The sequence below is a fragment of the Acinetobacter sp. genome (genome assembly GCF_039596015.1).
Classification (GTDB): Bacteria; Pseudomonadota; Gammaproteobacteria; order Pseudomonadales; family Moraxellaceae; genus Acinetobacter.
Window position 1 is genome coordinate 112,514 of the sequence record NZ_JBCNKN010000001.1, and the last position, 23,744, is coordinate 136,257.

19 protein-coding genes and 1 tRNA gene are annotated in these 23,744 nt (G+C 40.9%); 8 read left to right on the forward strand and 12 right to left on the reverse strand.

Annotated features, from left to right (window positions below; translation table 11 throughout):
- Window positions 1–95: 95 nt before the first annotated feature.
- From cysE to ABDV70_RS00445, 5 genes are all read right to left on the reverse strand, one after another.
- Window positions 96–902 (reverse strand): serine O-acetyltransferase, encoded by an 807-nt coding sequence (gene cysE, locus ABDV70_RS00425; protein WP_343594555.1) that lies wholly within the window; start codon window positions 900–902, stop codon window positions 96–98.
- A complete protein-coding gene (locus tag ABDV70_RS00430; RefSeq protein ID WP_343594556.1) occupies window positions 895–1,737 on the reverse strand; it encodes an RNA methyltransferase in 843 nt (280 codons plus the stop codon). Before ABDV70_RS00430 ends, cysE begins: the two co-directional genes overlap by 8 nt.
- Before the next feature lie 13 nt (window positions 1,738–1,750).
- Window positions 1,751–5,323 (reverse strand): DNA polymerase III subunit alpha, encoded by a 3,573-nt coding sequence (gene dnaE / locus ABDV70_RS00435; RefSeq protein ID WP_343594558.1) that lies wholly within the window; start codon window positions 5,321–5,323, stop codon window positions 1,751–1,753.
- Between the two features lie 171 nt (window positions 5,324–5,494).
- Complete coding sequence (locus ABDV70_RS00440; protein WP_343594560.1) at window positions 5,495–6,553, reverse strand: type II asparaginase; 1,059 nt, start codon at window positions 6,551–6,553, stop codon at window positions 5,495–5,497.
- Between the two features lie 331 nt (window positions 6,554–6,884).
- Entirely contained in the window at window positions 6,885–8,315 is a 1,431-nt protein-coding gene (locus tag ABDV70_RS00445) for a pyridoxal phosphate-dependent aminotransferase (RefSeq protein ID WP_343594562.1), read from the reverse strand.
- A 229-nt stretch (window positions 8,316–8,544) separates the two neighbouring features.
- Between ABDV70_RS00445 and msrB the strand changes: the two genes are divergently transcribed.
- The 4 genes from msrB to ABDV70_RS00465 are packed head-to-tail and all read left to right on the forward strand — an operon-like array spanning window position 8,545 to window position 10,950.
- On the forward strand, window positions 8,545–8,964 hold the full coding sequence (msrB, locus tag ABDV70_RS00450) for a peptide-methionine (R)-S-oxide reductase MsrB (RefSeq protein ID WP_343594564.1): 420 nt from the start codon (window positions 8,545–8,547) through the stop codon (window positions 8,962–8,964).
- The gene (locus ABDV70_RS00455; RefSeq protein WP_343594565.1) at window positions 8,961–9,458 is read left to right on the forward strand and encodes a glutathione peroxidase; all 498 of its coding nucleotides are present in this window, start codon (window positions 8,961–8,963) and stop codon (window positions 9,456–9,458) included. The genes msrB and ABDV70_RS00455 overlap by 4 nt, the downstream gene beginning before the upstream one ends.
- A 19-nt stretch (window positions 9,459–9,477) precedes the next feature.
- Window positions 9,478–10,284 carry an AraC family transcriptional regulator gene (locus tag ABDV70_RS00460; RefSeq protein ID WP_343594900.1) on the forward strand — a complete coding sequence of 269 codons (807 nt, stop codon included), beginning with the start codon at window positions 9,478–9,480 and terminating at the stop codon, window positions 10,282–10,284.
- 51 nt (window positions 10,285–10,335) lie between these two features.
- Complete coding sequence (locus tag ABDV70_RS00465) at window positions 10,336–10,950, forward strand: LysE family transporter (RefSeq protein ID WP_343594566.1); 615 nt, start codon at window positions 10,336–10,338, stop codon at window positions 10,948–10,950.
- Between the two features lie 47 nt (window positions 10,951–10,997).
- Here ABDV70_RS00465 and ABDV70_RS00470 read toward each other — a convergent pair whose 3' ends face one another.
- The 3 genes from ABDV70_RS00470 to ABDV70_RS00480 all read right to left on the reverse strand — a co-directional run bounded on the left by ABDV70_RS00470 (window position 10,998) and on the right by ABDV70_RS00480 (window position 13,354).
- Window positions 10,998–11,732, reverse strand: a complete 735-nt coding sequence (locus ABDV70_RS00470; protein WP_343594567.1) for a hypothetical protein — start codon at window positions 11,730–11,732, stop codon at window positions 10,998–11,000.
- Window positions 11,733–11,932: 200 nt separating this feature from the next.
- Window positions 11,933–12,682, reverse strand: a complete 750-nt coding sequence (locus ABDV70_RS00475) for a YebC/PmpR family DNA-binding transcriptional regulator (RefSeq protein WP_343594568.1) — start codon at window positions 12,680–12,682, stop codon at window positions 11,933–11,935.
- A gap of 108 nt (window positions 12,683–12,790) precedes the next feature.
- Complete coding sequence (locus tag ABDV70_RS00480) at window positions 12,791–13,354, reverse strand: 1-acyl-sn-glycerol-3-phosphate acyltransferase (RefSeq protein ID WP_343594569.1); 564 nt, start codon at window positions 13,352–13,354, stop codon at window positions 12,791–12,793.
- 277 nt (window positions 13,355–13,631) lie between these two features.
- Here ABDV70_RS00480 and ABDV70_RS00485 point away from each other — a divergent pair.
- Window positions 13,632–13,721 (forward strand) — tRNA-Ser (locus tag ABDV70_RS00485).
- 385 nt (window positions 13,722–14,106) lie between these two features.
- Here the strand turns inward: ABDV70_RS00485 and ABDV70_RS00490 are convergent.
- The 4 genes from ABDV70_RS00490 to ABDV70_RS00505 all read right to left on the reverse strand — a co-directional run bounded on the left by ABDV70_RS00490 (window position 14,107) and on the right by ABDV70_RS00505 (window position 20,723).
- Window positions 14,107–16,344, reverse strand: coding sequence for a TonB-dependent receptor (locus ABDV70_RS00490; RefSeq protein WP_343594902.1), 2,238 nt, complete (start codon window positions 16,342–16,344; stop codon window positions 14,107–14,109).
- 253 nt (window positions 16,345–16,597) lie between these two features.
- A complete protein-coding gene (locus tag ABDV70_RS00495; RefSeq protein WP_343594571.1) occupies window positions 16,598–16,927 on the reverse strand; it encodes a multidrug efflux SMR transporter in 330 nt (109 codons plus the stop codon).
- 79 nt (window positions 16,928–17,006) lie between these two features.
- Window positions 17,007–18,317 (reverse strand): ammonium transporter, encoded by a 1,311-nt coding sequence (locus ABDV70_RS00500; protein ID WP_343594904.1) that lies wholly within the window; start codon window positions 18,315–18,317, stop codon window positions 17,007–17,009.
- A 45-nt stretch (window positions 18,318–18,362) separates the two neighbouring features.
- Entirely contained in the window at window positions 18,363–20,723 is a 2,361-nt protein-coding gene (locus ABDV70_RS00505; protein WP_343594573.1) for a DUF1989 domain-containing protein, read from the reverse strand.
- 267 nt (window positions 20,724–20,990) lie between these two features.
- On the opposite strand from ABDV70_RS00505, the gene ABDV70_RS00510 reads away from it, so the two are divergent.
- From ABDV70_RS00510 to ABDV70_RS00520, 3 genes are read left to right on the forward strand one after another with little or no spacing between them, the layout of a single operon-like run.
- Entirely contained in the window at window positions 20,991–22,154 is a 1,164-nt protein-coding gene (locus tag ABDV70_RS00510) for an ATP-binding protein (RefSeq protein ID WP_343594575.1), read from the forward strand.
- Window positions 22,155–22,188: 34 nt separating this feature from the next.
- Entirely contained in the window at window positions 22,189–22,890 is a 702-nt protein-coding gene (locus ABDV70_RS00515) for a response regulator transcription factor (RefSeq protein WP_343594577.1), read from the forward strand.
- A 31-nt stretch (window positions 22,891–22,921) separates the two neighbouring features.
- Window positions 22,922–23,704, forward strand: a complete 783-nt coding sequence (locus ABDV70_RS00520; protein ID WP_343594579.1) for a PAS domain-containing protein — start codon at window positions 22,922–22,924, stop codon at window positions 23,702–23,704.
- Window positions 23,705–23,744 lie beyond the last annotated feature (40 nt).

Sequence of the window (23,744 nt, forward strand, 5' to 3'; positions counted from 1 at the left end):
TCCCAATTTATTGTTGATGGTGAGTTTATAAAGAAGCAGTCTAAGAAAAAGTGAAAACGCATGCAATGCTTAGCGTGTAACAGGATACTGCTTGCTTACACTTTAGACTGTTTACTTTGCGATTCACATTCACGGCGTATTTCTTCGAGGATTTTTAATTCTTCGTCACTATACGGTTGCTCATCTTTTTGCTTTTTAAATGTCGGATCAAGTAATGAAAGCCGTTGGCACAAGGTATTCATACGCACTTCGTTGTTTTGCATACGGTCTAACAAAACACGAATTCCTTCAAGTAAAGGATCTGTTTGGTTCTGTGAGGCAGCATAAGCTTCAAAACCAATATCTTGTGCATAATCACGACGGCGAACTTCTACGTCTGAAACCTGTTTGTCTTTTTGGATGTAACGAGCAGGGTTGCCTACAGCCGTCACACCTTCGGGAACTTCTTTGGTAACAACCGCATTTGAACCGACTTTTGCACCTTTACCCACGGTAAAAGGCCCTAAAATTTTGGCACCTGCACCCACCACTACACCATCTTCAAGTGTTGGGTGACGTTTGCCTTTGTTCCATGTTGTACCGCCTAACGTGACACCATGATAAAGCGTGACATCATCACCAATTTCGGCTGTTTCACCAATCACAACGCCCATGCCATGATCGATAAAGAAACGCTTTCCAATTTTTGCACCCGGATGAATTTCGATACCTGTTGCGAAGCGGCTAACCGATGACAAAATGCGGGCACTGGTTTTAAATTCTTTTTTCCAGAGTTCATGTGCCATGCGGTGCATGATCAGAGCATGAATCCCCGGATAAGTCGTTAAAACTTCAAATGTGTTTCGCGCAGCAGGATCTCGGGCAAAGACAGCCGCAATATCTTCTTTTAGCTGTTTAAACATGATCTTGATCCCCTTGTTTTGATGATTTCTTCCATGTTCCCTGACTTAAAGCCAATACTCGGCTAAAAATACCTCGAAGTAAATGGTATTCCATTTTATCGAGTTGGATTCTGCCAAATAAGCGGCGTAAGCGTAATGGTAATAGTCTTGGGTTATTTAGGTCTAAAAATTCAATTTCTTCAAGCATTTTTTCGATATGCGGATAAAATTTTTCCATTTCCGCTTGTGTCACCAATGGTTCATCCCACTGCATGGCAATATTGCTGCTGACAGGCATGGCTTGTTCGGCATTTTGTTCTTGTTGTTCGTAGTGCAGAGTTGACATGCGAAGTTCATAACAAATAATTTGAATGGCTTGTGCAACATTCAATACGCCGTAGTCTGAGTTAACAGGGATGGTGACATGATAGTTGGCAAGTGCCAGCTCTTCATTCGTTAGCCCTCGGTCTTCTCGACCAAAAACAATTGCAATGTCCTGTTTCTGTTCAACAACGGCATGTGCAATTTTTTCACTTGCAGGGCGAATATCCAATAAAGGCCAAGGAATAGTGCGACTACGGGCACTGGTTCCAAACACCAAATGACAGGGTGCAAGGGCTTCTTGTAATGTATCCACAATCTCGATGTGTTCAATCAGGTCAGTTGCGCCAGCAGCTAACGCGTCAATATCGGGATGAGGATAGGTTTTCGGTGCAACCAACACCAGTTTGCTTAAGCCCATGGTTTTCATGGCGCGTAATGCACTGCCAATATTTGCAGGGAGCGTGGTATTCACCATCACAATACGTACATGAGCAAGATGTGCAGAAACTGCCGCATTGTCAAATGTGTTCATAACTTTCCTAAATTTAAGAATATTGGTTGACTTCTGCCTGATACAGATCTATTGCATCATCCATGCTGCCTTGTTCGGAAGATGTAACAGTAGACGAGATGGTTTGGGCAGTTTGATAGTCTATGGTTTTAGCTGCTTTAGATTTCACATGATATTCAATTTGAATGGTTTCTTTACCAAAATAATCACGTAGCTGAATTAATGCCTCATCTAAAGGCGCGATGTGCCACTGTTCTGACAAGTGTAATTCGGCTTGCGCATAATCAAAATCCAGACCAAAAATGACAGGAATTCTTCGACATTGATCCATCTGGGCAAATGGAGTCAAAATGTGGTGAATATCTTTGACCAGTTCTTTGGTGAATACCGTTGGGGCGAGTTGAATTTGAATATTTTGAGCACGTTTTTGACGAATTTCATTTAAATCAAAGGCTTTACTCAAACGACCCATTGGGCGGTCAAAGCCTTCACGTTCATAAACTTCACCTTCAATCACTACCACGCGTTCAACTTGAACAATATCCTTAAAGCGTTGGAATCGTTCATGATTACAGCTGACTTCAATACGTGAGGTACTGTCATCAAGGGTGATGACCATACGGTTTGGAAAGTTGGCAACATCCATGACCAGTCCCGCAAAAACCGTGGTTTGCCCACGACGGGTAGAACTGAGTTCGTTTAATTTATTGGGAATAAAGTTTCTTAATTCGGCACGATAAACGTCAATTGGATGACCTGTCAGATATAATCCGAGCGTGTCTTTTTCGCCTTTTAAGCGAACTTCATCTGACCACGGTTTGACAGGTTTGGCTGGTTTGCGTTGTAACTCTTCCACTTCTCCAAACAAGTCCATCATGCCTGTTTCACGGTTTTGACGAGCCTGTTCAGCAGCTTGAACAGCTTCAGGGAGTTGCGCCATCAGACTTGCACGTTCAATACCCAAACAGTCCAATGCACCAGCACGGATTAACGCCTCAAGAGTACGTTTATTGATTTTCTTTAAATCGATACGATGGCAGAAATCGAATAAATCCTGATATGGGCCGTCATGAATGCGCGAGTCAATCACTGACTGCATGGCTTGTTCACCCACGCCTTTAATTGCACCTAAACCATAGACAATGGTATTTTCATCGCTGGCATGGAAATGGTAGGTCGACATATTCACCGAAGGTGGCAGTACGGTTAACCCATTGGTTCGGCAGTCGTCAATTAAAAACACCACACTGTCGGTATTTTGCATTTCCGATGACATTACCGCAGCCATAAATTCGGCAGGGTAATGGGCTTTTAGCCATGCGGTATGGTAGGCAACAAGGGCATAGGCAGCCGCATGCGATTTGTTAAAACCATAGCCTGCGAACTTTTCCATATAGTCGAAGATATGGTTGGCAGTGGCTTCATCAATGTCTTTTTTGGCAGCACCTTCAATGAAGATTTGGCGTTGTTTGACCATTTCTTCAGGTTTCTTTTTACCCATCGCACGGCGCAGTAAGTCCGCACCACCAAGAGTATAACCTGCACAGTACTGGGCGGCCTGCATAACCTGTTCTTGGTAGACCATAATCCCGTAAGTCGGTTCTAAAACCCCTTCAAGGAGGGGATGCAAATATTCAAATTCGCCCCCGTGCATACGATGAATAAAGTCAGGAATCAGATCCATCGGGCCAGGACGATATAGTGACACGAAGGCAATAATTTCTTCAAATTTACTCGGTCTAGCTTCCTTGAGCATTTTTTTCATGCCGACGGATTCAAACTGGAACACCGCAGTCGTGTTCGCTTCTGCAAAGACCAAATACGCATCTTTATCGTCGAGAGGGACGTTGGCAATATTTAATGGCGTTTCAGACTGGATTCGCTTATTAATATTTTGTACGGCATCTTCAATAACCGTCAGGTTGCGTAGCCCCAAGAAGTCGAATTTAACCAGACCTGCTGCTTCAACGTCATCTTTATCGTATTGCGCAACACGGTTAGTACCATCAGCATCGCAGAGTACGGCAGAGAAATCGGTAATTTTGCCGGGGGCAATCACCACACCACCCGCATGTTTACCTGTATTTCGGGTAATGCCTTCGAGTTTGAGCGCCATTTCCCAAATTTCTGAGGCATCATCATAGTCAGGGTTAGATGGATTGGTGACCACATCTTTAAGCTGTGGTTCCATTTCAATGGCAGTTGCCAAATCGACCCCGAGTGGTTTGGTCGGCACCATTTTAGAAATACGGTCGGCTAAACCATACGATTTACCCAAAACCCGCGCCACGTCACGGATTGCACCTTTGGCTGCCATCGTACCGAAGGTTGCAATTTGCGACACTGCTTCACGTCCATAATGACGAGACACATAGTCGATCACACGGTCACGCCCTGCAATACAAAAGTCAACGTCAAAGTCGGGCATCGACACACGTTCAGGGTTTAAGAAACGTTCGAAAAGCAGGTCATAACGTAGTGGGTCAAGGTCGGTAATTTTTAAGCTGTAGGCAACCAGAGAACCTGCACCAGAACCACGTCCCGGCCCAACAGGGACGCCATTACTTTTTGCCCACTGAATAAAGTCCATGACGATGAGGAAGTAACCGGGGAATCCCATTTTAAGGATAATCCCAATTTCATACTCAATTCGCTCGTCGTAAGGTTTACGGATTTCTGGCCAGTCTTCATCTCGTTTTTCGGGCGGATAAAGGTGGTTTAAACGCTCTTCTAAACCTTCTTTTGAAAGATGTTCAAAGTAAGTGTCGATGGTGAAACCATCTGGAATTGGGTATTCGGGTAGAAAGTAAGTTCCTAAACGTAGGCTGACATTACAGCGTTTTGCAATTTGTACGGTGTTCTCAATGGCACTTGGAATGTCTGAAAACAATTCAGTCATTTGTTCGGCTGTTTTGAAATATTGTTCTGGGCTGTATAAACGTGGGCGACGACCATCTGCTAAAACATAACCATCGGCAATACAGACCCGTGCTTCATGTGCTTCAAAGTCTTCTTCGGTAACAAAATGCACATCGTTATGTGCAACCACACCCACATTATATTTGGCAGCAAGTTTAACGGCTTCGGCAATGAAGTCTTCTTCGTTGGGACGGTTGGTGCGCGTCAGGGCAAAATAAACCCGATTGCCAAATTTTTCTAACCATTCTTCAAAAAGTGGTTCGGCTTTTTGTGGGTTAGATGAAATCAGCATTTGCCCGACATCACTATGCAGTCCAAGCAGCACGATCATGTCTTGGTGCTGTTCTAAAATCCATTCTTTTTTGATACACGGAATGTCTAGGTGTTGACCTTCAATGAAGCCTCGTGAAATGACCTCGGTGAGGTTGCGCCAACCTTTGTTGGTCATAGAAAGTAAGGTAATACGATGGTCTGCATCATTGAGACGGACATTACTTCCCAAGATGGGTTTAATTCCCTTGCCGAGACAGCTTTTATAAAATTTTACTGCAGCGTGAATATTGGAGAGATCAGTCAAGGCCAAAGCTGGCATTTCTTCGCTTACCGCAGCTTTAATCAGATCAGGTATGCGAACAATCGACTCTGTAATCGAAAATTCTGTATGAATACCAAGATGTACAAACTGCATAAAGCTTTCCTTTACTAGACCAATGGCTATTTTAACATGCTATTGAGGCATTGGACGCTTGAAAAGATTCTTTGCGGAAAAACTATGCAGTCGATGAAAAAAATCCCGACCAAGTTTCAGCGAAGATGGACTTGATCGGGATTTTAGAGTACAGCTTATGCAAACAAGAAATTAATATTCATAGAACATGCGCTGAATTTCTTTTGGATCTTTGGTTTTAGTAAGTGCAAGTGCAGTCAATAAACGTGCTTTTTGTGGATTTAAGTCGTGTGCAGCAACCCAACCATATTTGTCGTCTGGTTGTTCTGCATTGCGGATAACAAAACCTTGAGGGACACGTGATGAACGAACAATTTGTACGCCTTCAGACTGTAACTTGGTGAGTGTTGGAACAATGTAGTTTGGAACGGAGCCGTTGCCCGTACCTGCATGGATAATGGCTTTTGCACCTGCCTGTTGTAATGCAAGATAAGACTGAGGCAGTATGTTATCTGAACCATAAACAATACCGACTAATGGCAGTGCATCACCTTTAATCGATTCAATATTAAATTCAGAAGCATTGTTAAAGCGTTTCACTGAATTTCTAAACCAATATGGCTTACCTTCGACCAATGTGCCTAAAGCACCCCATTGGCTATAAAATGCATTGGTATGAATATTAATGGTTTTGCTGACATCACGTGCCGCAAAAATACTGTCATTCATTAGTACCAAAACGCCTTTGCCTTTGGCTGTGTCCGAAGAGGCAAGTGCAACAGCACTATATAGGTTAAGTGGGCCATCCGCAGAAAGCGCAGTGCTTGGACGCATTGAGCCAACCAGTACAATCGGTTTATCCGTATGAATCACTAAATTCAGGAAGAATGCGGTTTCTTCCATTGTGTCTGTGCCATGTGTAATGACAACGCCATTCACATCTGGCTTTTTAACGAGGTCATTGACCTGACGTGCAAGGTTGAGTAATTCTTTATCGGTAATGCTTTCAGATGCAATTTGAAGTGCTTGTACACCACGAACATTAGCAAGATCACGTATTTGTGGCACAGCATTAATAAGTGCATCGACAGGAACTTTGGCTGCTGAATATGTTGCGCTGTTGGTCGAACTTGCCCCCGCACCAGCAATGGTGCCACCCGTCGCAACAACAACGACATTATTTTTAGCAAAAGCAGAAAATGGTACAGTTAAACTTAACGCTACAGTGAGCGCAGTTAAAGCTCTCTTCATGAGATGCATTCCTTGTCAAGTTTTTAAAATAGCAATATTTATGCCAATTCATTTGGCATGCGAAATATTAACTGACAATTGAGCCATTGGAAAATGGCAAAAGTGAAAAAATTATCTGATTAATAAATGCTGTAAAAAGTGGTGGGGTGTACGCTGTGGTTTGAAGATATAATGGTATTTAATAATTTGATTTATATAATTATTTTATATTTTTAATATGTAAAAACATTTCTAACAAGACCAAGAATAGTGATCTGATCAGAGCCATCTTACTACATAAAAAATGCCAGTTGAACACTGGCATTTTTAGGAGAGATGAATAATTAATCAATTAACGTAGCGTTGCCAGATAACGTCCAATGCGGGTAATCGCTTCTCTTAACTCATTTTCGGCAGGCAAGAACACCACACGGAAATGATCTGGTGTTGGCCAGTTAAAGCCTGTCCCTTGAACCAGAAGCACTTTTTCAGCTCTTAATAAATCAAGCATGAGCTTTTCATCATCTTGAATTGGATAAACTTTTGGGTCAAGACGAGGGAAGCAATACATTGCACCCTCGGGTTTGACACAACTTACACCTGGAATTTCATTGAGCATTTGCCATGCAATATTACGCTGTTCGTATAAACGCCCATTTGGACGGATTAGGTCATTAATGGATTGATAGCCACCAAGTGCGGTTTGAATCGCATATTGTGCTTGGTGGTTGGCACAAAGACGCATCGAAGCCAGCATATCCAGACCTTCGATATAGTCCAGTGCACGAGATTTATTGCCTGTAATAACCATCCAACCTGAACGATACCCCGCAATACGATAAGCTTTTGACAGACCATTGAAGGAAATACAAAGCTGATCACCTGCTAAAGATGCAAGGGCAACATGTTCAATGCCGTCATAAATAATTTTGTCGTAAATTTCATCTGCAAATAAAATCAGGTCATATTTTTTTGCTAAAGCAACAATTTGTTCCAAAATATGACGAGGATAAACCGAACCTGTTGGATTGTTCGGGTTAATCACCACGATCCCGCGAGTATTTGGTGTGATTTTCGCTTCCATGTCGGCAATGTCGGGATACCAACTGTTCTCTTCATCACATTTATAGTGAATTGCTGTACCGCCAGACAAATTGACTGCTGCAGTCCAAAGTGGATAGTCTGGCATTGGCACGAGCATTTCATCGCCATCATCAAGCAAGCCTTGCATTGCCATAACAATAAGCTCTGAAACGCCATTACCAACATACACGTCATTAACATGCATGTTTAAAATGCCTTTGTGTTGGTAATACTGGCAAATGGCTTTGCGTGCAGGGAAAATACCACGCGAGTCAGTATAGCCAATCGCATTTGGTAGGTTGAATGCAACATCGTTGATAATTTCTTGTGGCGCTTCAAATCCAAATGGGGCTGGGTTACCAATATTTAGTTTGATAATTTTATGCCCTTGTTCCTCCATCTCGTTGGCCGCTCGTAACACAGGTCCACGAATGTCATAGCAAACATGCTCAAGTTTTGATGACTTTTTAATTTCGCGTGGGGTTTGGATTGTGTTCGTCATTTTGAGGGTCTCGGAAGGCGTAGGGTCTACTTTTGCATAACGATATAAATAACTTTTGAATGTTTCCGTTGTCACTAGGTCAAGTTCATGTTGATCTCGAAGTAAGGCAACAATTTTTTCATGCGTAAATCCTGCCTGTTGATATTGTTTAATCACAGGCAGTAGATTTTTAAAAATAACGCTCTTTTTTTGCGACATTTTTTAATCCTAAGCAAGAAAGGTTCTAAGGGTAACACTAATATTGCTCACAAAAAAGCATTTGTTTTGTAATTGTTGCTTACTTTAATTTTCTTAATTGCTTTCTTTTTGCTTTTTACGATTTATAAGTGTTTTGTAAATTGTGAAGTAAAGACTAGAAATTTTGGAGTGAATAACGTAAATATAGGATTATCCTATTTTAAACAGCAAAATAGACAAGGAAAGAATAATGGGAAAAGTCAATAAAACAGAGAGAGAATGGCAAAGAGAGCTATCACCTGAAGCATATAGAATTACACGTCAGAAAGGGACAGAAGCACCATTTACAGGGAAATACTGGAATAGTCACCAGTCTGGAACCTATGTATGCCGTTGTTGCGGCGCTGAGCTTTTTACTTCAGATGCTAAATATGACAGCGGTTGTGGTTGGCCAAGTTTTTATAAACCCGTCAATAATAGTGCGATTGAAGAGCATGAGGACTTATCACATGGTATGGATCGGGTTGAAATTGTCTGTCACCAGTGCGATGCTCATTTGGGTCATGTTTTTGAAGATGGACCTCAGCCAACAGGGCTGCGTTATTGTGTCAACTCGGCTTCTTTAGACTTAAAAACACAACAAAAAAGTGATGAGGAAACTTATCCATGACCACACTTTACCAGTTTGAAGTTGAGCGTTTAGATGGACACATACAGTCGATGGCAGATTATCAGGGGAAAGTTCTGTTAATCGTGAATACGGCCAGTAAGTGTGGTTTTACTCCGCAATTTGCTGGTTTGGAAAAACTGTATGAAAAATATAAAGATCAAGGTTTGGTGGTTCTTGGTTTTCCGTGTAACCAGTTTGGTGGCCAAGATCCCGCAACAAATGAAGAAATAGGGGTGTTTTGCAAACGTAATTATGGTGTCAGCTTTCCTATGTTTGCCAAAGTGGATGTAAAAGGCCCCGAAGCCCATGCCATTTTTCGTTTGCTCACTCGTGAGGCCAAAGGCATTTTGGGGAGTCAGAGTATTAAATGGAATTTCACCAAGTTTTTGGTTGCGCGAAATGGAGAAGTTTTAAATCGTTACGCTCCAACGACTAAACCTGAAAACTTAGAACAGGATATTGAACGCGCCCTTGCGGTAACCCAATTTGCTTGAGTTCTGGTCTGACCCTCGCATGCCTTATGTGGAAACGCGGCGGGCATGTCAAAGCTGTATTTGTTATAAAGCGCATAGTCATCCAACTTTATCGATTGGGGCGGTTGATGCGGGGCAGAGTGTTTTTGCTAGTGCCTTTACCGATGAGGTAACGATTCAGAAAGGAAGTCTTGTCGTTATTCCTGCACATATTGAGCATTCTTGTAATCCAGTACCACATCAGCACTGGAGTTATCAAATGCTGCATATTGATGCAACTTGGTTAGAGCAATTATCGAGTGAAGTGCATGCTTTATTGCTTGAAAAAATGCCTATGCCGCAACTCAAGCCTTTTGTATTGCATGATTCTGTCGCCTACCATGCTTTTTGCCAGATGAATCAGACCTTGTTTGACTCACATGTATTAATTGCAGAAAAAGAACACACCTTAATTGAATGCCTTACACAGCTATTATTTCCATATATTGATTGGCAGCAACTACCACAACATGTTTATTTTTATCAGCATTTACAACGGCTCATGACCCTTTGCCACCAAGCACAGGGGTTTTTATCTTTACAGCAGCTTGCGGAAAAGATTGGTGTGAGTCGTTATGTCATCATTCGCCTCTTTAAAGCCAATCTTGGTTTAACGCCACATTTATTCCAAATTAATTTGAAAATCCATCAAGCACGTCAAATATTAAAAACAGGTGCAAAAATTAGTACCTTAGCAACCGATCTGGGCTTTAGTGATCAAAGTCATTTTCATAAAGTTTTTAAGGCGCATACCGGTGTGACTCCGAAACAGTATCAACAAGGTTTTTCCCGCACTTTTTTACAATAAAACGCATCAGCAATTTTCTAAGCTTAAGCCACATCAGTATTTGAGTGCGCTATGAATTTTTTTATTATTGCCGTTACACATTTTCTTGCTTTGCTTTCTCCAGGCCCCGATTTTTTCCTATTATTAACGACATTATTGCGTTATTCACATCGGGCAGCTCGCCATGTCGTTTGGGGGATTGTATTGGGTAATGCGCTTATTCTTGGAATATCCATATTGTTGCTCAATACCCTTGGGCAGTGGAGTTCAACTTTTTTGTATGGATTGCGCTATGTGGGGGCGCTGTATTTATTTTATCTTTCAAGTGTTTGTGTTCGTTATGCCCGCCAACATTTGAAGTTAGATCAGCTGGAAACTCGGCAGGTGAGTGGTGATGTACGTTGGCAATCTTTGTTTGGGTTGGGGTTACAGTCAAGCTTACTTAATCCTAAAAATTGGATGTTTTATAGTAGCTTAATGATTTTACTTCCACAGCAGCCCAGTGTTGGTTACAAAATTGCCATAAGTATTTGGATGGTCATGGTGGTTTTAATCTGGAATATACAAGTGGTGTCATGGTTGACCCGCCCAAAATGCTTACAATATTTGCAGCGTTATACGCCCTATATTTATTATTTGTCAGGCATCTGTTTTTCTATTTTTGCTGTCGTTTTGCTGTGTCTTTAAAAATAAGAGGAGAGCATATCAGTATGATCTCCTCATTAATTTTTAATTTATGTAGTTGCTTTTGATGTACGTTGGGAGATAAAAATAAAGATAAACATCACGACAATAAGAATGAATGATGCACCGAAACGACTTAAATCTAAACCACCATGAGAAATAGGTTTATCCAAGAAATCACCTAAAACTGCACCGAGTGGACGAGTGAGAATGAATGCACCCCAAAATAAAAAGGTGCGTGAGATTTTTGTCCAGAAATAGCTCAGCGTTAACAAGAATAATATGCTGCCAAAAATAATTGCAGAATATAAATAGCCTAAGCCTTGTGTATCTGCAACCCAGTCTCCCAAAGCAGTTCCCAGCGTTTGTGAGAACATAATGGTGACCCAGTAAAATATTTCGGTTTTAGTTGATTGAATATGTTCTACTGAGAGAGAACGCTCACTGTAATACCAGATTGCGAGTGAGCCCAATAGCAAAGAAAGCAATATTAGACTTCCACCGAAGTACCCAACACCGAGCGAACGGTCAACAAAATCGGCAATAGTTGTGCCCAAAGTTGTTGTGGTAATAATAGTGAGCCAGTAAAGATATGGATGATATTGTTTTGCTTTAATCTGTAAACTCACGAAAAAAGCAAATAGTAATAAAAAAATACCGCTACTGAGGATATAGCCCAAATTCAGTGACATTGAGAGCGCATCTCCCGCCGTTTCACCAAGTGTTGTCGCAGCAATTTTAATGATCCAGAAAATTAAAGTGACCTGCGGAACCTTATTAAGCATGAAGAAAAGCCTCTATTTTCTAAATAGGCATGAGTTTAAATGTTGTACATTAAATATTTATGAGATGGATTTTTGCTTTAAGTGATTGATATTAATTTTATTTTTAAAAATATGAGTGGTTGCTTAAATAGTGCAGTTGATCTTTTATTGAAATAAAAAGTGGGATTTAATGACTTAAATCCCACTTTAAGAATGCTATTTTAAGCATCTAGTTGTTCAAGCACTTCATCAGAAAATTCAACGTTGGTATAAACGTTTTGCACATCATCAAGGTCTTCAAGCATATCAATCATTTTCAGAATTTGTTTTGCTTGTTCGATGTCCGTGATTTCTGCTTTTGTTGAAGGGCTCATGACCACTTCAGCATTGTCAGATTTTAAACCAGCAGCAGTCAAAGCATCTTGTACATCACCAAAACTTTCAGGTGATGTAACGACTAGAATTTCATCTTCATCAATTTCGATGTCGTCTGCACCCGCTTCTAACGCAACTTCCATGATTTTGTCTTCTAAAGAAACATCTTCAAAAGTAATCTCACCACGTTTGGTAAACAGGTAAGACACAGAACCATTCGTGCCCAAGTTACCATTGTTTTTGCTAAAACAGTGACGGACATCTGGAACAGTACGGTTTAAGTTGTCAGTCATGGTTTCAACCAAAACGGCAACACCACCTACGCCATAACCTTCATAGGTCACTTCGTTTAAATCGTCGTTATCTTCACCACCAGCGCCACGTTGAATAGCACGGTTAATTGCATCACGAGTCATATTTACCGATAAAGCTTTCTCGACTACAGCTCGTAGACGCGGGTTGCTTGCAGCATCGCCACCGCCCAAATTTGCTGCGGTTACAATTTCACGGATATATTTGGTAAAAACTTTAGCACGGCTGGCATCTTGTTTTGCTTTACGATGCTTTGTGTTTGCCCACTTGGAATGACCCGCCATGTAAATATGCTCCTTAAAAGATTGGTCTTTGCCATATCAAAAAACCGCGTGATTTTAGCATAATCACTTTTATTTCACCAAGAGGATTTCGGTAAATCCCTATGTGTATTAGGTGTTTTTAGGTTCAGGAATCACAATATCTAATCCTGCAAGTTCCTTGTAGGTATTTTTCAGTATTTGCATGTCTTCATCAAGGTTATTTGGGTAAATCTTTCCAATAATGCCGCCTTGTTTGGTTTTTGGGTTTGCATACATGAGGACAATCGGTACGTTTGCTGCTTTTGCGATGTGCCAGAACCCTGTACGGATGGGTTTGCGGGCTTCGCCATTTTTTGCCCGAGTGGCTTCTGGTGCAATCACAAGATTGAATTGATCGTGACTGTTAAATAGTTCAACCATTTGAGAAACAATATTTTGGCTTGATTTACGGTCTACAGGAATTGCCCCGATTGTTTTTAAAATAGGTTTGAGAGGGCCTTTGAATAATTCTTTTTTCATTAATGTATGAATTTTTATTCCCATGATTTGAAACAATGCTAAAGATAAAATTGCATCCATCATAGAGGTGTGTTCAAAACCAACAATCACCTGTTTATCTTCTAAAATATGATCTGGCACATGATAGTTCCATCCTGAAAGTTTAAACGTGAGTTTGCCTAACTGTTGTTTCATGAATGGCGCCTTTAAATTCTAAATGAAGATGAAATGGCTGAAGATTGTAGGGGAATCTGCTTTTAAAGAGTAGGGTTAAAGTAAAAAGTGGGTTTCTAAATAGACAATAAATAGATCTGATTAAGCTGAATTTAGTATTGGTTTTTTGAAAAATAGATGATTATTTGATCTAAAATCAATAATTTGAACATGATTTGAGTTTATTTTGAACAAATAGAAAATGTTTTCTAAAAAATATTTGCCAAGATAAAATTTTACTTATATGATAGCGCACATTGGAAGCGTGGCAGAGTGGTTTAATGCACCGGTCTTGAAAACCGACGAGGGTTCACGCCCTCCGTGAGTTCGAATCTCACCGCTTCCGCCAAATATTTAAATAAGCCCTTGTTTTTACAAGGGCTTATTTTTTATCTATTAGTTTCTTTTCCTTTATTCATTCTGTTCTTAAGATGATGTCCTTATAAAGCATCTGTTATTTTGTGATTGGCTCATAGATTGGCTTGGTTAGAGTGAGTCAATCTATTTGGGGATAAAGCCATGCGTCATGCATCTAAAGATGAGTTTGGATGAGTTGGGCTAAAGATTCCTGTCGTGAGGCAGCTTCTCTTGAAGCTGCCTTTTATGGTTGTAGAAAGATCAGTTTTAACTTATCAGTTGTTGTTCAGGAACTTTGTGCAATAAAACGATAATGTTCTATTTAGGATACATCTGCTGAGGGCTATTTTATGTATTCAGGTTTATTTAAATTTTGATCACCATTTATGACTATACGTTACTTTAAGTGTTATACCATTGGCAAGTAAGTGGCTAGTGTTATTACCAGATCTTAATAATTGGCTATAGAGCGGATAGTACTTGCAGTTAAACATGTTTTCTAAACCAATTGTCATCGTGTCTTTTTTGTTTAGGGCAAAGCTACTGATTAGATCTGCTGTCGTATACGTTTTTACATTGGCACGACCAGAGGTGGTGGTATCATTTAGGCGATAATCTTTTGAACCAAAGTAAGTTGCTTGTAGACGATTCGTCCAAGTTTCAGTTGGGCTATAAGAAACGTAAGCTGTGAGTTTTAATGGTGGAATACGGAAACCTGTCATGTCCTGTTCAGCACCGTTTTGAGGTTTTTCACGGCCTTTCATCCACGTAACACTACCACCAGTTCCCCAAACATTTGCATCATCAAGATAATCAAGCGTTGCTTCAACACCAGTAACTTTTTCTTTGGTTCTTGCTAGTACTAAACCATTGTTGAATGATTGCACAGCACCCAAGTCAGAAGTAGAGTGGAATACCGCTAAGCTTGACGAGATGTTATTAAAGTTACCTTTCCAGCCGAGTTCATAATTATTAACTTTTACTGGCTCTAAGAATGATGACCCAAGGTTAAAACCTTCACCAGCATTACGGATAATCAAACCGACATCAGGTAACTGGAAACCTTGGTTAAACGATGCGTAAATCGAGTTTTGATCATTTGGAGAGAAAGTCACATTAGCATTGTATAACCATGCATCAGCTTTCACTTTTCCGCCCGGAACAGTGTAAGGGTTAGTTTTGCCTAATTGTGATAATGGAACAAAGCTATCAATTTGCGCATAACTGTCTTCATAGCGTGTCCCAGCTTCTGCTGACCATTGATCATTAAAGCGGTGTTTTAACTGTACAAAGCCACCAACACTTTGTGTGGTGAGTTCGGGTAAATAAATGAGATTGCCAGTTTTTACAAATTCTAGACCACCAGATTGATCATAAATTTTTTGATCGAAAATATCTAAAGGCATTTCGCTTTTTTCACGGCTGAAGTCACCACCCCAAACCAATGAGGTATCGCCTAAAAACTCAAGTGGTGTTGTAACAGTTAAGCGGCTACCGAGTACGTTATTTTCTTGATAAATCTGGTCGACTTGTTTTCCACGGTTAGCATTTCCACGAGCATCAAATGGTGAAAAGCGAGTAAAGAAATCACGATAATAAATTTGAGCATCAACTTTATTACCCAATAAGTCTTTATTGGTATAGGTTAAATTGTATATCTGGTTTTCATTTTTATTTTGGTCTTTGAGCTTTAATCCTTTAATTGCTTTGGCTGGCACAGTTCCAGCTGGAGCTTTTTTAACACTTGGGTCAGATGCATAATCTGAGTCTTGTGTCGCATTATAATAGTTTGCAGCAAACTGTAGATATTGGTTGTCATCAATGTGATAACCCAGCTTACCGCCGAGGCTATAACCATTTGAGTCGTAAAGGTCGCCCTGACTTGGTTCAGGTGCAACACGGTTACCACTTGCATCGTAAGGGCTACTAATACGTTGATAACCGAAGTCGAATGCATAATCAAAGGTGTTAAAGCCACCTGTGAAATATTGGTGAATATCTCCACCCAAAGCATCAGAACGGAAATTCGTTAAAGGTGTTTGTAGCCCAATGACGGTTTTTGCGGTAGGTTTACCGCCCGCAGCTTTCGTAGTAATTGAAATAATACCACCCGCAGCACCGCCACCATAAATTGCGTTACTACCACGAATCACTTCAATGTTGGCAATACTTTCAGGGTCAATGGCTGAAAGTCCACGTGATGTGTCACGTGTGAGGTTCATTGGAACGCCATCAACCAAAATGAGCGCATTACGGCCACGTAAAGTTTGACCATAATCGGTAATGGTTCGGCTTGAGTCGGATAGACCTGGTACAGCTTTGGCTAAAACAGTTGCAATGTTGCCAGACGATCCATTTTTTAAAAGCTCAATTTGTTTTTCATCTAATTTGGTGACTTGCTTAGCCGAAGTAGAAAATTCATCTGCACGTGAAGCGGTAATGGTAATAGTAGGAAGAACTTCAGGTTTTTTTTCTGTTTCTATGGTGTCAGAAGCTGATTCTGCAAAAGTTGGATTTGAGAGAAAGATGGTTCCACTAAGTGAAAGAAGTGGAATGATCTTCTTTGCATTAGATTTCCCTATAAAAAACTTATGATTTTTCATCTTATTTCCTATTGTTTTACTCTGAGGGGGATTTTAAATTTTTCAGATTGTAAATGATAATGATTGTAATTAAAAATATTATTATTTTTGATATTGTGTGTTTGGATTTTTAAATGTGTTGGCAAAAAAAAGAGGGGTAAAGTAGAGATGAGGGGAACGAAGTGAGGAAGATATATATTGTGTTATCTCCAGTCGAGTTAATTGAGGAAAAAAAGAATAAGTGTTTAGCCAAAATCATTATCACAGAATGTATAAAAACCAGAATTCATTTGATAAAAGAGGATAGTTTGAGTCCAACAATTCCCACTAAGATACACGCTAAGCACATTATTCGAGCGAGGTTATAAGCTTCACCTAAAACAAAAATACCATAAGCAGCTGTACCAATAGCCCCTATACCGACCCACACTGCATATGCAGTTCCAAGCGGAATACTACGGGTGGCTAAGGACAATAAATAAATACTGACACAGATAAAAATACAACAAAATATGCTCGGAATCAGTCGGGTAAAACCATCAGTTTTAACCAGAGTGGCTGCATAGAAAATTTCTGCAATGCCTGCGATGAATAAATATAGCCAGCCAATATTCATAATTTTCTAAAACTCCTATGCCACTTAAAAATAAAAAATCAGGAGAATAAAAGGCTTCATTCTCCTGACAATTATGGTTTTAGTTATATGCGCGTTCGTTGTGGTCAGAGATGTCTAGACCTTGTTCTTCTTGTTCATGGCTGACACGTAAGCCAACTGTTTTTTCAATAAGTTTAAAGATGACCCAAGACAGAACGCCACTGTAAATCACTGTAATGACAATACTGATGACTTGTGCTAAAAATTGGCTGCCAAACTGTAAGCCTGCAATATTTCCACCTAAAGTTGGTGAGGCGAAAATACCAGTTAAAATACAACCTAGCATCCCACCAATGCCGTGCAGGGCGAATACATCCAGTGAATCATCAATATTGATGATATGTTTTAGGCGCGTTACTGCATAGAAGCAGCCAATACCTGTAATAAGACCAATCGCCGCCGCACCAAAGACACCGACATAAGCCGCTGCTGGCGTAATCCCGACCAATCCGGCAATTGCACCAGATGCCAGACCTAAAGAAGAGACATGTGTATCAAGGAATTTTTCAACAATCATCCAACCTACAATTCCACCACAGGCTGCAATTTGTGTATTAATGAGGATGAGTCCCGCACTATTGTTGGCTGCAAGGGCAGAACCGACATTGAAACCAAACCAACCTGCCCAAAGTAAACCTGCGCCAATGAATGTAAAAACCAAGTTATGTGGTGCAAGACTTTGGCTTTTCCAGCCTTTACGTTTCCCCACTAAAATTGCGCCTACGAGTGCAGCAACACCGGCATTAATATGTACGGCTGTTCCACCGGCAAAATCCAAAGCCCCCAAATTGTGCATAACAGATCCAGGTCCCCCCCAAACCATGTGTGCCATTGGTGCATAAACGAATGTTGTCCAGAGAATAGCGAAAATGACAATCGCGCTGAATTTAACCCGTTCTACAAAACCACCGACCACAATTGCTGGTGTAATCATGGCAAAGGTCATACCAAATACAGAAGTGACATATTCTGGAATTTCACCCATTAACGTTTGGTCAGTAATGCCTTTCATTAAAGCTTTATCAAAACCACCGACAAAACTAGAGAAATTCCATGTGCCTTCAGCCATGCCAGTTGCATCTACAATCATGCTGTAAACAAAGAAAATCCAGAGTAGTCCGACAATACCTGCAAAAGCAAAAAATTGAGTACAGATGGACAGGATATTTTTACTGCGGATCATTCCACCATAAAATAATGCTAGTCCGGGAATGAACATAATCATGACAAAAACAATCGAGGTCATGACCCATGCAGTTGATGTTGGATTAAGTACTGCGGGTTCTGCTGCATGTGCGATGGGCATAAAGAGCAGGCTTGCCAGTAAAGCAGGGATAAAACGAGAAATCATCATGAAACCTCCTGACGGATGTACCGATATCGAAAAAATGTAAGCTCAAGAACGAACGCGGGTACGTTCCGGATCATAAAATGGTAAGGCAACGACAGTGGCTTTCAGGCGTTTTTGCTGGCCATCCAGTTTACCGATTTCTATTTCTGAACCTAATGCTGCATGTTGTGGTGCAATACGGCATAGCGCAATTTGTTTGCCTAAAGTCGGTGAGTTGGTCGCACTGGTGATGATGCCAACAGGGAAACGACCGTTATAGACCAGATCTCCATGTTCAGCAGCTTCAGTTTTTTCTAAAATTAAGCCGACCAACTTATGACGGCTGGCAGCCGTTTGATTTTGTATGGCCTGTTTGCCGAGGAAATCATCTTCTTTGCTTTTCAATGGCACTGTAAAACCGATACCCGCCTCAAAAGGATTAGTTTGGGCATCAAACTCATGTTGTGCAAAAATGAGACCAGCTTCAATACGCAGCATATCTAGAGCATCAAAGCCCATAGGTGCAATATCGAAGGCTTGGCCCGCTTGCCAGATGGCATCCCAAACTTGTTCGGCATGATTTGGATGACACCAGACTTCAAAGCCAAGTTCTCCAGTGTAGCCTGTACGGGAAACCATGACTGGAATGCCTGTTGCACCACCTAAACGGCCTAAAGTGAAATGAAACCATGCCAGTTTTTCAACACTGGGTTGATGTTCTGGTGTCCAGATAATTTGTGATAATAGTTCGCGGCTATTTGGGCCTTGTACAGCTACATTGTGAATTTGATCGGAAGATTGGCGAATGCTGACACGATAGCCCAACTCCTGTGCCTTTTGTTTGAGCCATGTCCCGCTATATTCATCGCCACAGACCCAACGGAAATTGTTTTCGCCTAAACGAAAAATAGTGCCGTCATCGACCATGCCGCCAGTATCTAAACATGCCGCAGAATAAGCAATTTCACCAATTGCCAGCTTACGGACATTTCGAGTCAGCATATATTGCAAGAAACTTTCAGCGTCTGGCCCTGTGACTTCAAACTTACGCAAAGGGGTCAGGTCAATCATTGCGACACGTTCACGACATGCCAAATATTCAGCTTTTGCGCCCCAATTGTTGTATTCCGATGCCACCCAGTAACCATGATATTCCACCAGTTTTGAGGTCAATGCAGAAATACGTGAATGAAAACCAGTCATTTTAGTCATGCGTGGCATCTCCTCTGGAGCAATACGATAAGGTTGTGAACGTGGAAAACTTTGAGATGCATCATAAATACGGACATGAATATCGGTGGGCACCCAACCATTAGATGGGTCGATATCATCGGGGCAGGCAGATGAGGCGCACAGTAAATCTTTTTGTGCCCGTAACAGTACATAATCGCCAGGGCGTGACCATGGTTCATCCATCGAAATCGTGCCGCAGGGTTCAACTTGTGTGTTGTAGAAGAAATTAATGGCAGGCCATGCACTTTTGGCTTGAATACCATACTGACTCAGGATTTGATTGAAATTATCGGTACAAGAAATATGCCCAAAATAACCAGAATCTTCATAAAATTTAGGGCTGCATGCGGTTAAAAACATATCATGTCTGCCCACAGTGTCTTGAACGACCTCGACCAATGTTTGCAGGTCGGAACCATAAAAACGGGAATGAAGACCAGGTGTTGGTGTGCTGTGCCCCAAAACGGTTCGTGTTGCAACGGCATCTAAACCAATTTCCTGCCCTTGGGTGAGTGCTTGTTGATCAAAAGCTAAAAAATCGGAACATTGTTTGCCTGAAACATCAATAATCTGAATCCATTGACCTGCTTTGACTTTATATGTTTTTGCCGAAGCGCGTGGGATACGAATTTCCTGAACAGGTTCTGCGAGTGCAGCAGGTAAATATTCAAATTGCGGTTGGGCTTTAATGAGTTTTACAAACACTTCATCGACAGAATCTTGTTGATCAACCTGCATATTTTTACCCGTGTTGAACACAATTAGTCGCAGTGGGGCTGTCGCTTTAAAACGCACCAGACCCGCATGTTGGGTTAGGCATTGAACCTGTTGTAAATCTGATTGTTGAAGCCCCAATTGCTGTAATTGTTGTTGTAATTTTTGTGATGATTGGTCTTGTTCTGCGAGTTGTGCCAAACTATTTTGTGCGATACCCGATGTTAGAACAGCTTGCTCAGTCTGCAATTGCAGATATTCAGGTTGGCTTTGCCCCTGTAAGTCGTGTACCAATAATTCAATCGACTGCTCTTTAGGAAAATGCAGTTCAATTTCGTCTTCTGATTCAAGCAAAAAATGTTCAACCGACTGTGGATTAACCCGCAGGTTCAGACAGTGAATGGCGGTTTGCAAATGAAAGAAATCTCTATTTTTTTCAAGACTATGATCAGATGCAAGATGTTGTTGTAAATGTCCCATGTACATCACCTGTAGCTGTGTGGACGGGAGTAAAACCGATAACAATAACGTCGGTTGTCCTATCTAATGTTATTCACTATCTCTAGTCGTAAAACAGAACACAATTGCACCGATTGAATACCTAAAACGAGGTAGATTTAAATTTTGGCATGAATCCTGCTCAAAAAAATTAACCGTGAAGAATATGTAGAACTAATCAATGATCGGTGAAAGTGCGAAATAAACAGCAATTTACCGAGAATTAAAAGTTTTGTTTTAGGTATGAATATGAAGTTTTGGCAGCACTGGTTTGAAAAACGAACGCAATTTAACGATCTGGAGTCGATGCAGCAGACCTTATTTGCCTGTCAATTTGATTTATTTTGTGCACGTCTGGAGTTACAACTGGCACAAATGGAGAATATTTCAGAGCAAATGCCACTATTTCTGGAACAGCTACAGCAGCAGTTACCCTTGTTTTTTCCAGTACAGGCAATTATGTATTGTCTAGTTTTTTGTTATCCATTTACGCAAGAATGCTTTATTTATCATGCACAAACACAAAAAATGATGCGATGTGACATCGAGTTGATTCAGCAAACTTTATTGAATGATTCGAGTTACATGCATCAGGCAGATCAAGATGCACCGCAGGAAATAACCATTTCATCCTATCAGGCAAAGTTGTTATTAACAGGACAAGATATTCTGATCTGGCGGTTACATACACCATTGTTCTCGGCAGAATTACCATCTGATTCTATGCGCTTACTTGACCAGTCTCTGGAACAGGGGTTACAGATTTGGCTGCAACAGCAACATAAATTACGCAGCATTTTATTGGAAGAACGCAAGGAAGTTGCCGCAGAACTCCATGACAGCATTGCACAGATATTAGGCTTTTTACGCCTTAAATCAGCGCAGTTGCATCAGCAGTGTAAAGAGAATACCCAATATGCAGCATTGCTCGATACCAGTTCCGAGCTTGCCAGTTATACCCATTATGCCTATCAACAAACGCGTGAATTGATTACAGCATCTCGTTTGGCTTATCAAGAACTGGATTTTTCTTCGGCATTAAAAAAAGTCATTCAGGAATTTGAGCATCAATCGAGTATTTCATTCGAGTTAGATAACCGTATCCCCCAATTTAAAGTGACGGCTAAACAGGCAGTACAGTTGCTCTATATCATTCGGGAAAGTCTGAGCAATATCGTGCGGCATTCACATGCTTCGGTGGCACAGATACGTCTGGAATATCTTTCATCTGGTGAGTTACAAATCTGTATAACTGATGATGGGCGCGGGCTAGATTTAAATCAGAAACGTAGCGATAGCTTTGGTCTGGAAATTATGCGGGAACGTGCTGAGCGTATTGGTGCCGAACTAAGTTTTGGGGCAAATCTACCGCAGGGAACCTGTGTCTTACTCAAGCTGGATTCATATTCATAAATTTGAGATTATTAAAAATCAAGAGGTCATCAAAATGTCGATGCCAAACTACACAGTGAGTATTGTTGATGATCATGCCTTATTTCGGCGTGGCGTTTTGGATATTTTACGACAATCAGGTCACTACCAAGTTTTAGGAGAGTATCCCTCGGGGAAAGAGTTTTTAGCTCAGATGCAGCAGGATTATCCAGATTTGTTGTTACTGGATGTACACATGCCAGATGAATCTGGTTTAAATATTCTTCGGGAAATTCGTAAAACAGATCAGCAATTAAAAATTGTTGTGTTAACTGCCAGTGATGATGAACAAATTATACTCGATGCTATTCAACTAGGGGCAAATGGTTTTTTACCAAAAGACACGCTGCCAGAGGTGATTTTGTCAAATTTACAGGATGTTTTAAATGGTCAGACGATTTTGCATCGTCAGGGTATTACTATTTTAGCGCGGCAATTACGGCTCAACCATCATGTATTAACAGATACATCTATGGAAATGACTGAATCGCTAGATGATAACCATGCCTTGCTTTCAGAAATGACCATGCGGGAACAGGAAACCTTATTACTGATTGCGAAGGGGCTCAATAATAAGTTAATTGCGAGAGAGCTGGGAATTAGTGACGGTACGGTCAAGGTGTATGTCAAAAGCCTATTGCGAAAACTGAATGTACATTCTCGTTTGGAGCTTTCAGTCTGGGCGCATCAACATCTAAAAATCATTCGACACGTCTAACGACGGACAGCCTTCATGGAAGGAGTGTAATATGCTCAAAATACTGCATAAAGTCCTGCATCCGACGGAAACTGCCGAGCAGCGTTGGTCGCCATTATTTCAACATTTTTCAGAACTGGTTTTATTGGTCGATCAATACTTAAATATTTATGAATATAATGTTGCATGGAGCGACTTTATTCATATTGATGCAGCAGGTAACACTCTGATACCACAACAGGATTTCTCCCATTGGGTCTATCCTGAAGATGTGTATTATTTAAAACATTTACTGAATCATCCACAGACAAGTCAATATCGGCTGCGTTTGATGGATGGCCATAAAAATTTGCACTGGTTTGAAGTTTCGGTCAACTATATACAACATGATCGTAAGCACAATCGGATGTATTGGTGTTTGGTATGTTCTAATCAAACACAGCAGATTAAAGCGCAATATTTGCAGTTTGCTCAGCAACGTAGTTTGAATGATCTATTAAAACGCTTACCCATCATGTTATATCGTTCGCGCAATGACCGTGACTGGACGATGGAATATGTCAGTGAAGGGGGAGAGAAAATAACAGGCTATGCCATACATGAATTGCTCAATACACCTTTATATGGACAGATCATTCATCCCGATGATGAAGATGAAGTCTGGGCGATATCGCAAACGGCTATTCGTACCCGAACCTTATTTCATCTGGATTATCGGTTAATTCGGGCAGATCAAAGTATTCTTCAAGTTCAGGAAATTGGACAGGGACTGTATTCGGAAAGTGATATGGTGCTTGGTGTAGAAGGTGTGATCTTTCCGAAAGATGGCTTATGAGCTGAATAATTTAAATATTCGGCTCACAAAAGAGTCATAA

Excerpts from the sequence above, each read along its gene's own strand:
- cysE (WP_343594555.1), bottom strand. The coding sequence starts at position 902 with ATGTTTAAACAGCTAAAAGAAGATATTGCGGCTGTCTTTGCCCGAGAT.
- ABDV70_RS00430 (WP_343594556.1), bottom strand. The coding sequence starts at position 1,737 with ATGAACACATTTGACAATGCGGCAGTTTCTGCACATCTTGCTCATGTA.
- dnaE (WP_343594558.1), bottom strand. The coding sequence starts at position 5,323 with ATGCAGTTTGTACATCTTGGTATTCATACAGAATTTTCGATTACAGAG.
- ABDV70_RS00440 (WP_343594560.1), bottom strand. The coding sequence starts at position 6,553 with ATGAAGAGAGCTTTAACTGCGCTCACTGTAGCGTTAAGTTTAACTGTA.
- ABDV70_RS00445 (WP_343594562.1), bottom strand. The coding sequence starts at position 8,315 with ATGTCGCAAAAAAAGAGCGTTATTTTTAAAAATCTACTGCCTGTGATT.
- msrB (WP_343594564.1), top strand. The coding sequence starts at position 8,545 with ATGGGAAAAGTCAATAAAACAGAGAGAGAATGGCAAAGAGAGCTATCA.
- ABDV70_RS00455 (WP_343594565.1), top strand. The coding sequence starts at position 8,961 with ATGACCACACTTTACCAGTTTGAAGTTGAGCGTTTAGATGGACACATA.
- ABDV70_RS00460 (WP_343594900.1), top strand. The coding sequence starts at position 9,478 with ATGCCTTATGTGGAAACGCGGCGGGCATGTCAAAGCTGTATTTGTTAT.
- ABDV70_RS00465 (WP_343594566.1), top strand. The coding sequence starts at position 10,336 with ATGAATTTTTTTATTATTGCCGTTACACATTTTCTTGCTTTGCTTTCT.
- ABDV70_RS00470 (WP_343594567.1), bottom strand. The coding sequence starts at position 11,732 with ATGCTTAATAAGGTTCCGCAGGTCACTTTAATTTTCTGGATCATTAAA.
- ABDV70_RS00475 (WP_343594568.1), bottom strand. The coding sequence starts at position 12,682 with ATGGCGGGTCATTCCAAGTGGGCAAACACAAAGCATCGTAAAGCAAAA.
- ABDV70_RS00480 (WP_343594569.1), bottom strand. The coding sequence starts at position 13,354 with ATGAAACAACAGTTAGGCAAACTCACGTTTAAACTTTCAGGATGGAAC.
- ABDV70_RS00495 (WP_343594571.1), bottom strand. The coding sequence starts at position 16,927 with ATGAATATTGGCTGGCTATATTTATTCATCGCAGGCATTGCAGAAATT.
- ABDV70_RS00500 (WP_343594904.1), bottom strand. The coding sequence starts at position 18,317 with ATGATTTCTCGTTTTATCCCTGCTTTACTGGCAAGCCTGCTCTTTATG.
- ABDV70_RS00505 (WP_343594573.1), bottom strand. The coding sequence starts at position 20,723 with ATGGGACATTTACAACAACATCTTGCATCTGATCATAGTCTTGAAAAA.
- ABDV70_RS00510 (WP_343594575.1), top strand. The coding sequence starts at position 20,991 with ATGAAGTTTTGGCAGCACTGGTTTGAAAAACGAACGCAATTTAACGAT.
- ABDV70_RS00515 (WP_343594577.1), top strand. The coding sequence starts at position 22,189 with ATGTCGATGCCAAACTACACAGTGAGTATTGTTGATGATCATGCCTTA.
- ABDV70_RS00520 (WP_343594579.1), top strand. The coding sequence starts at position 22,922 with ATGCTCAAAATACTGCATAAAGTCCTGCATCCGACGGAAACTGCCGAG.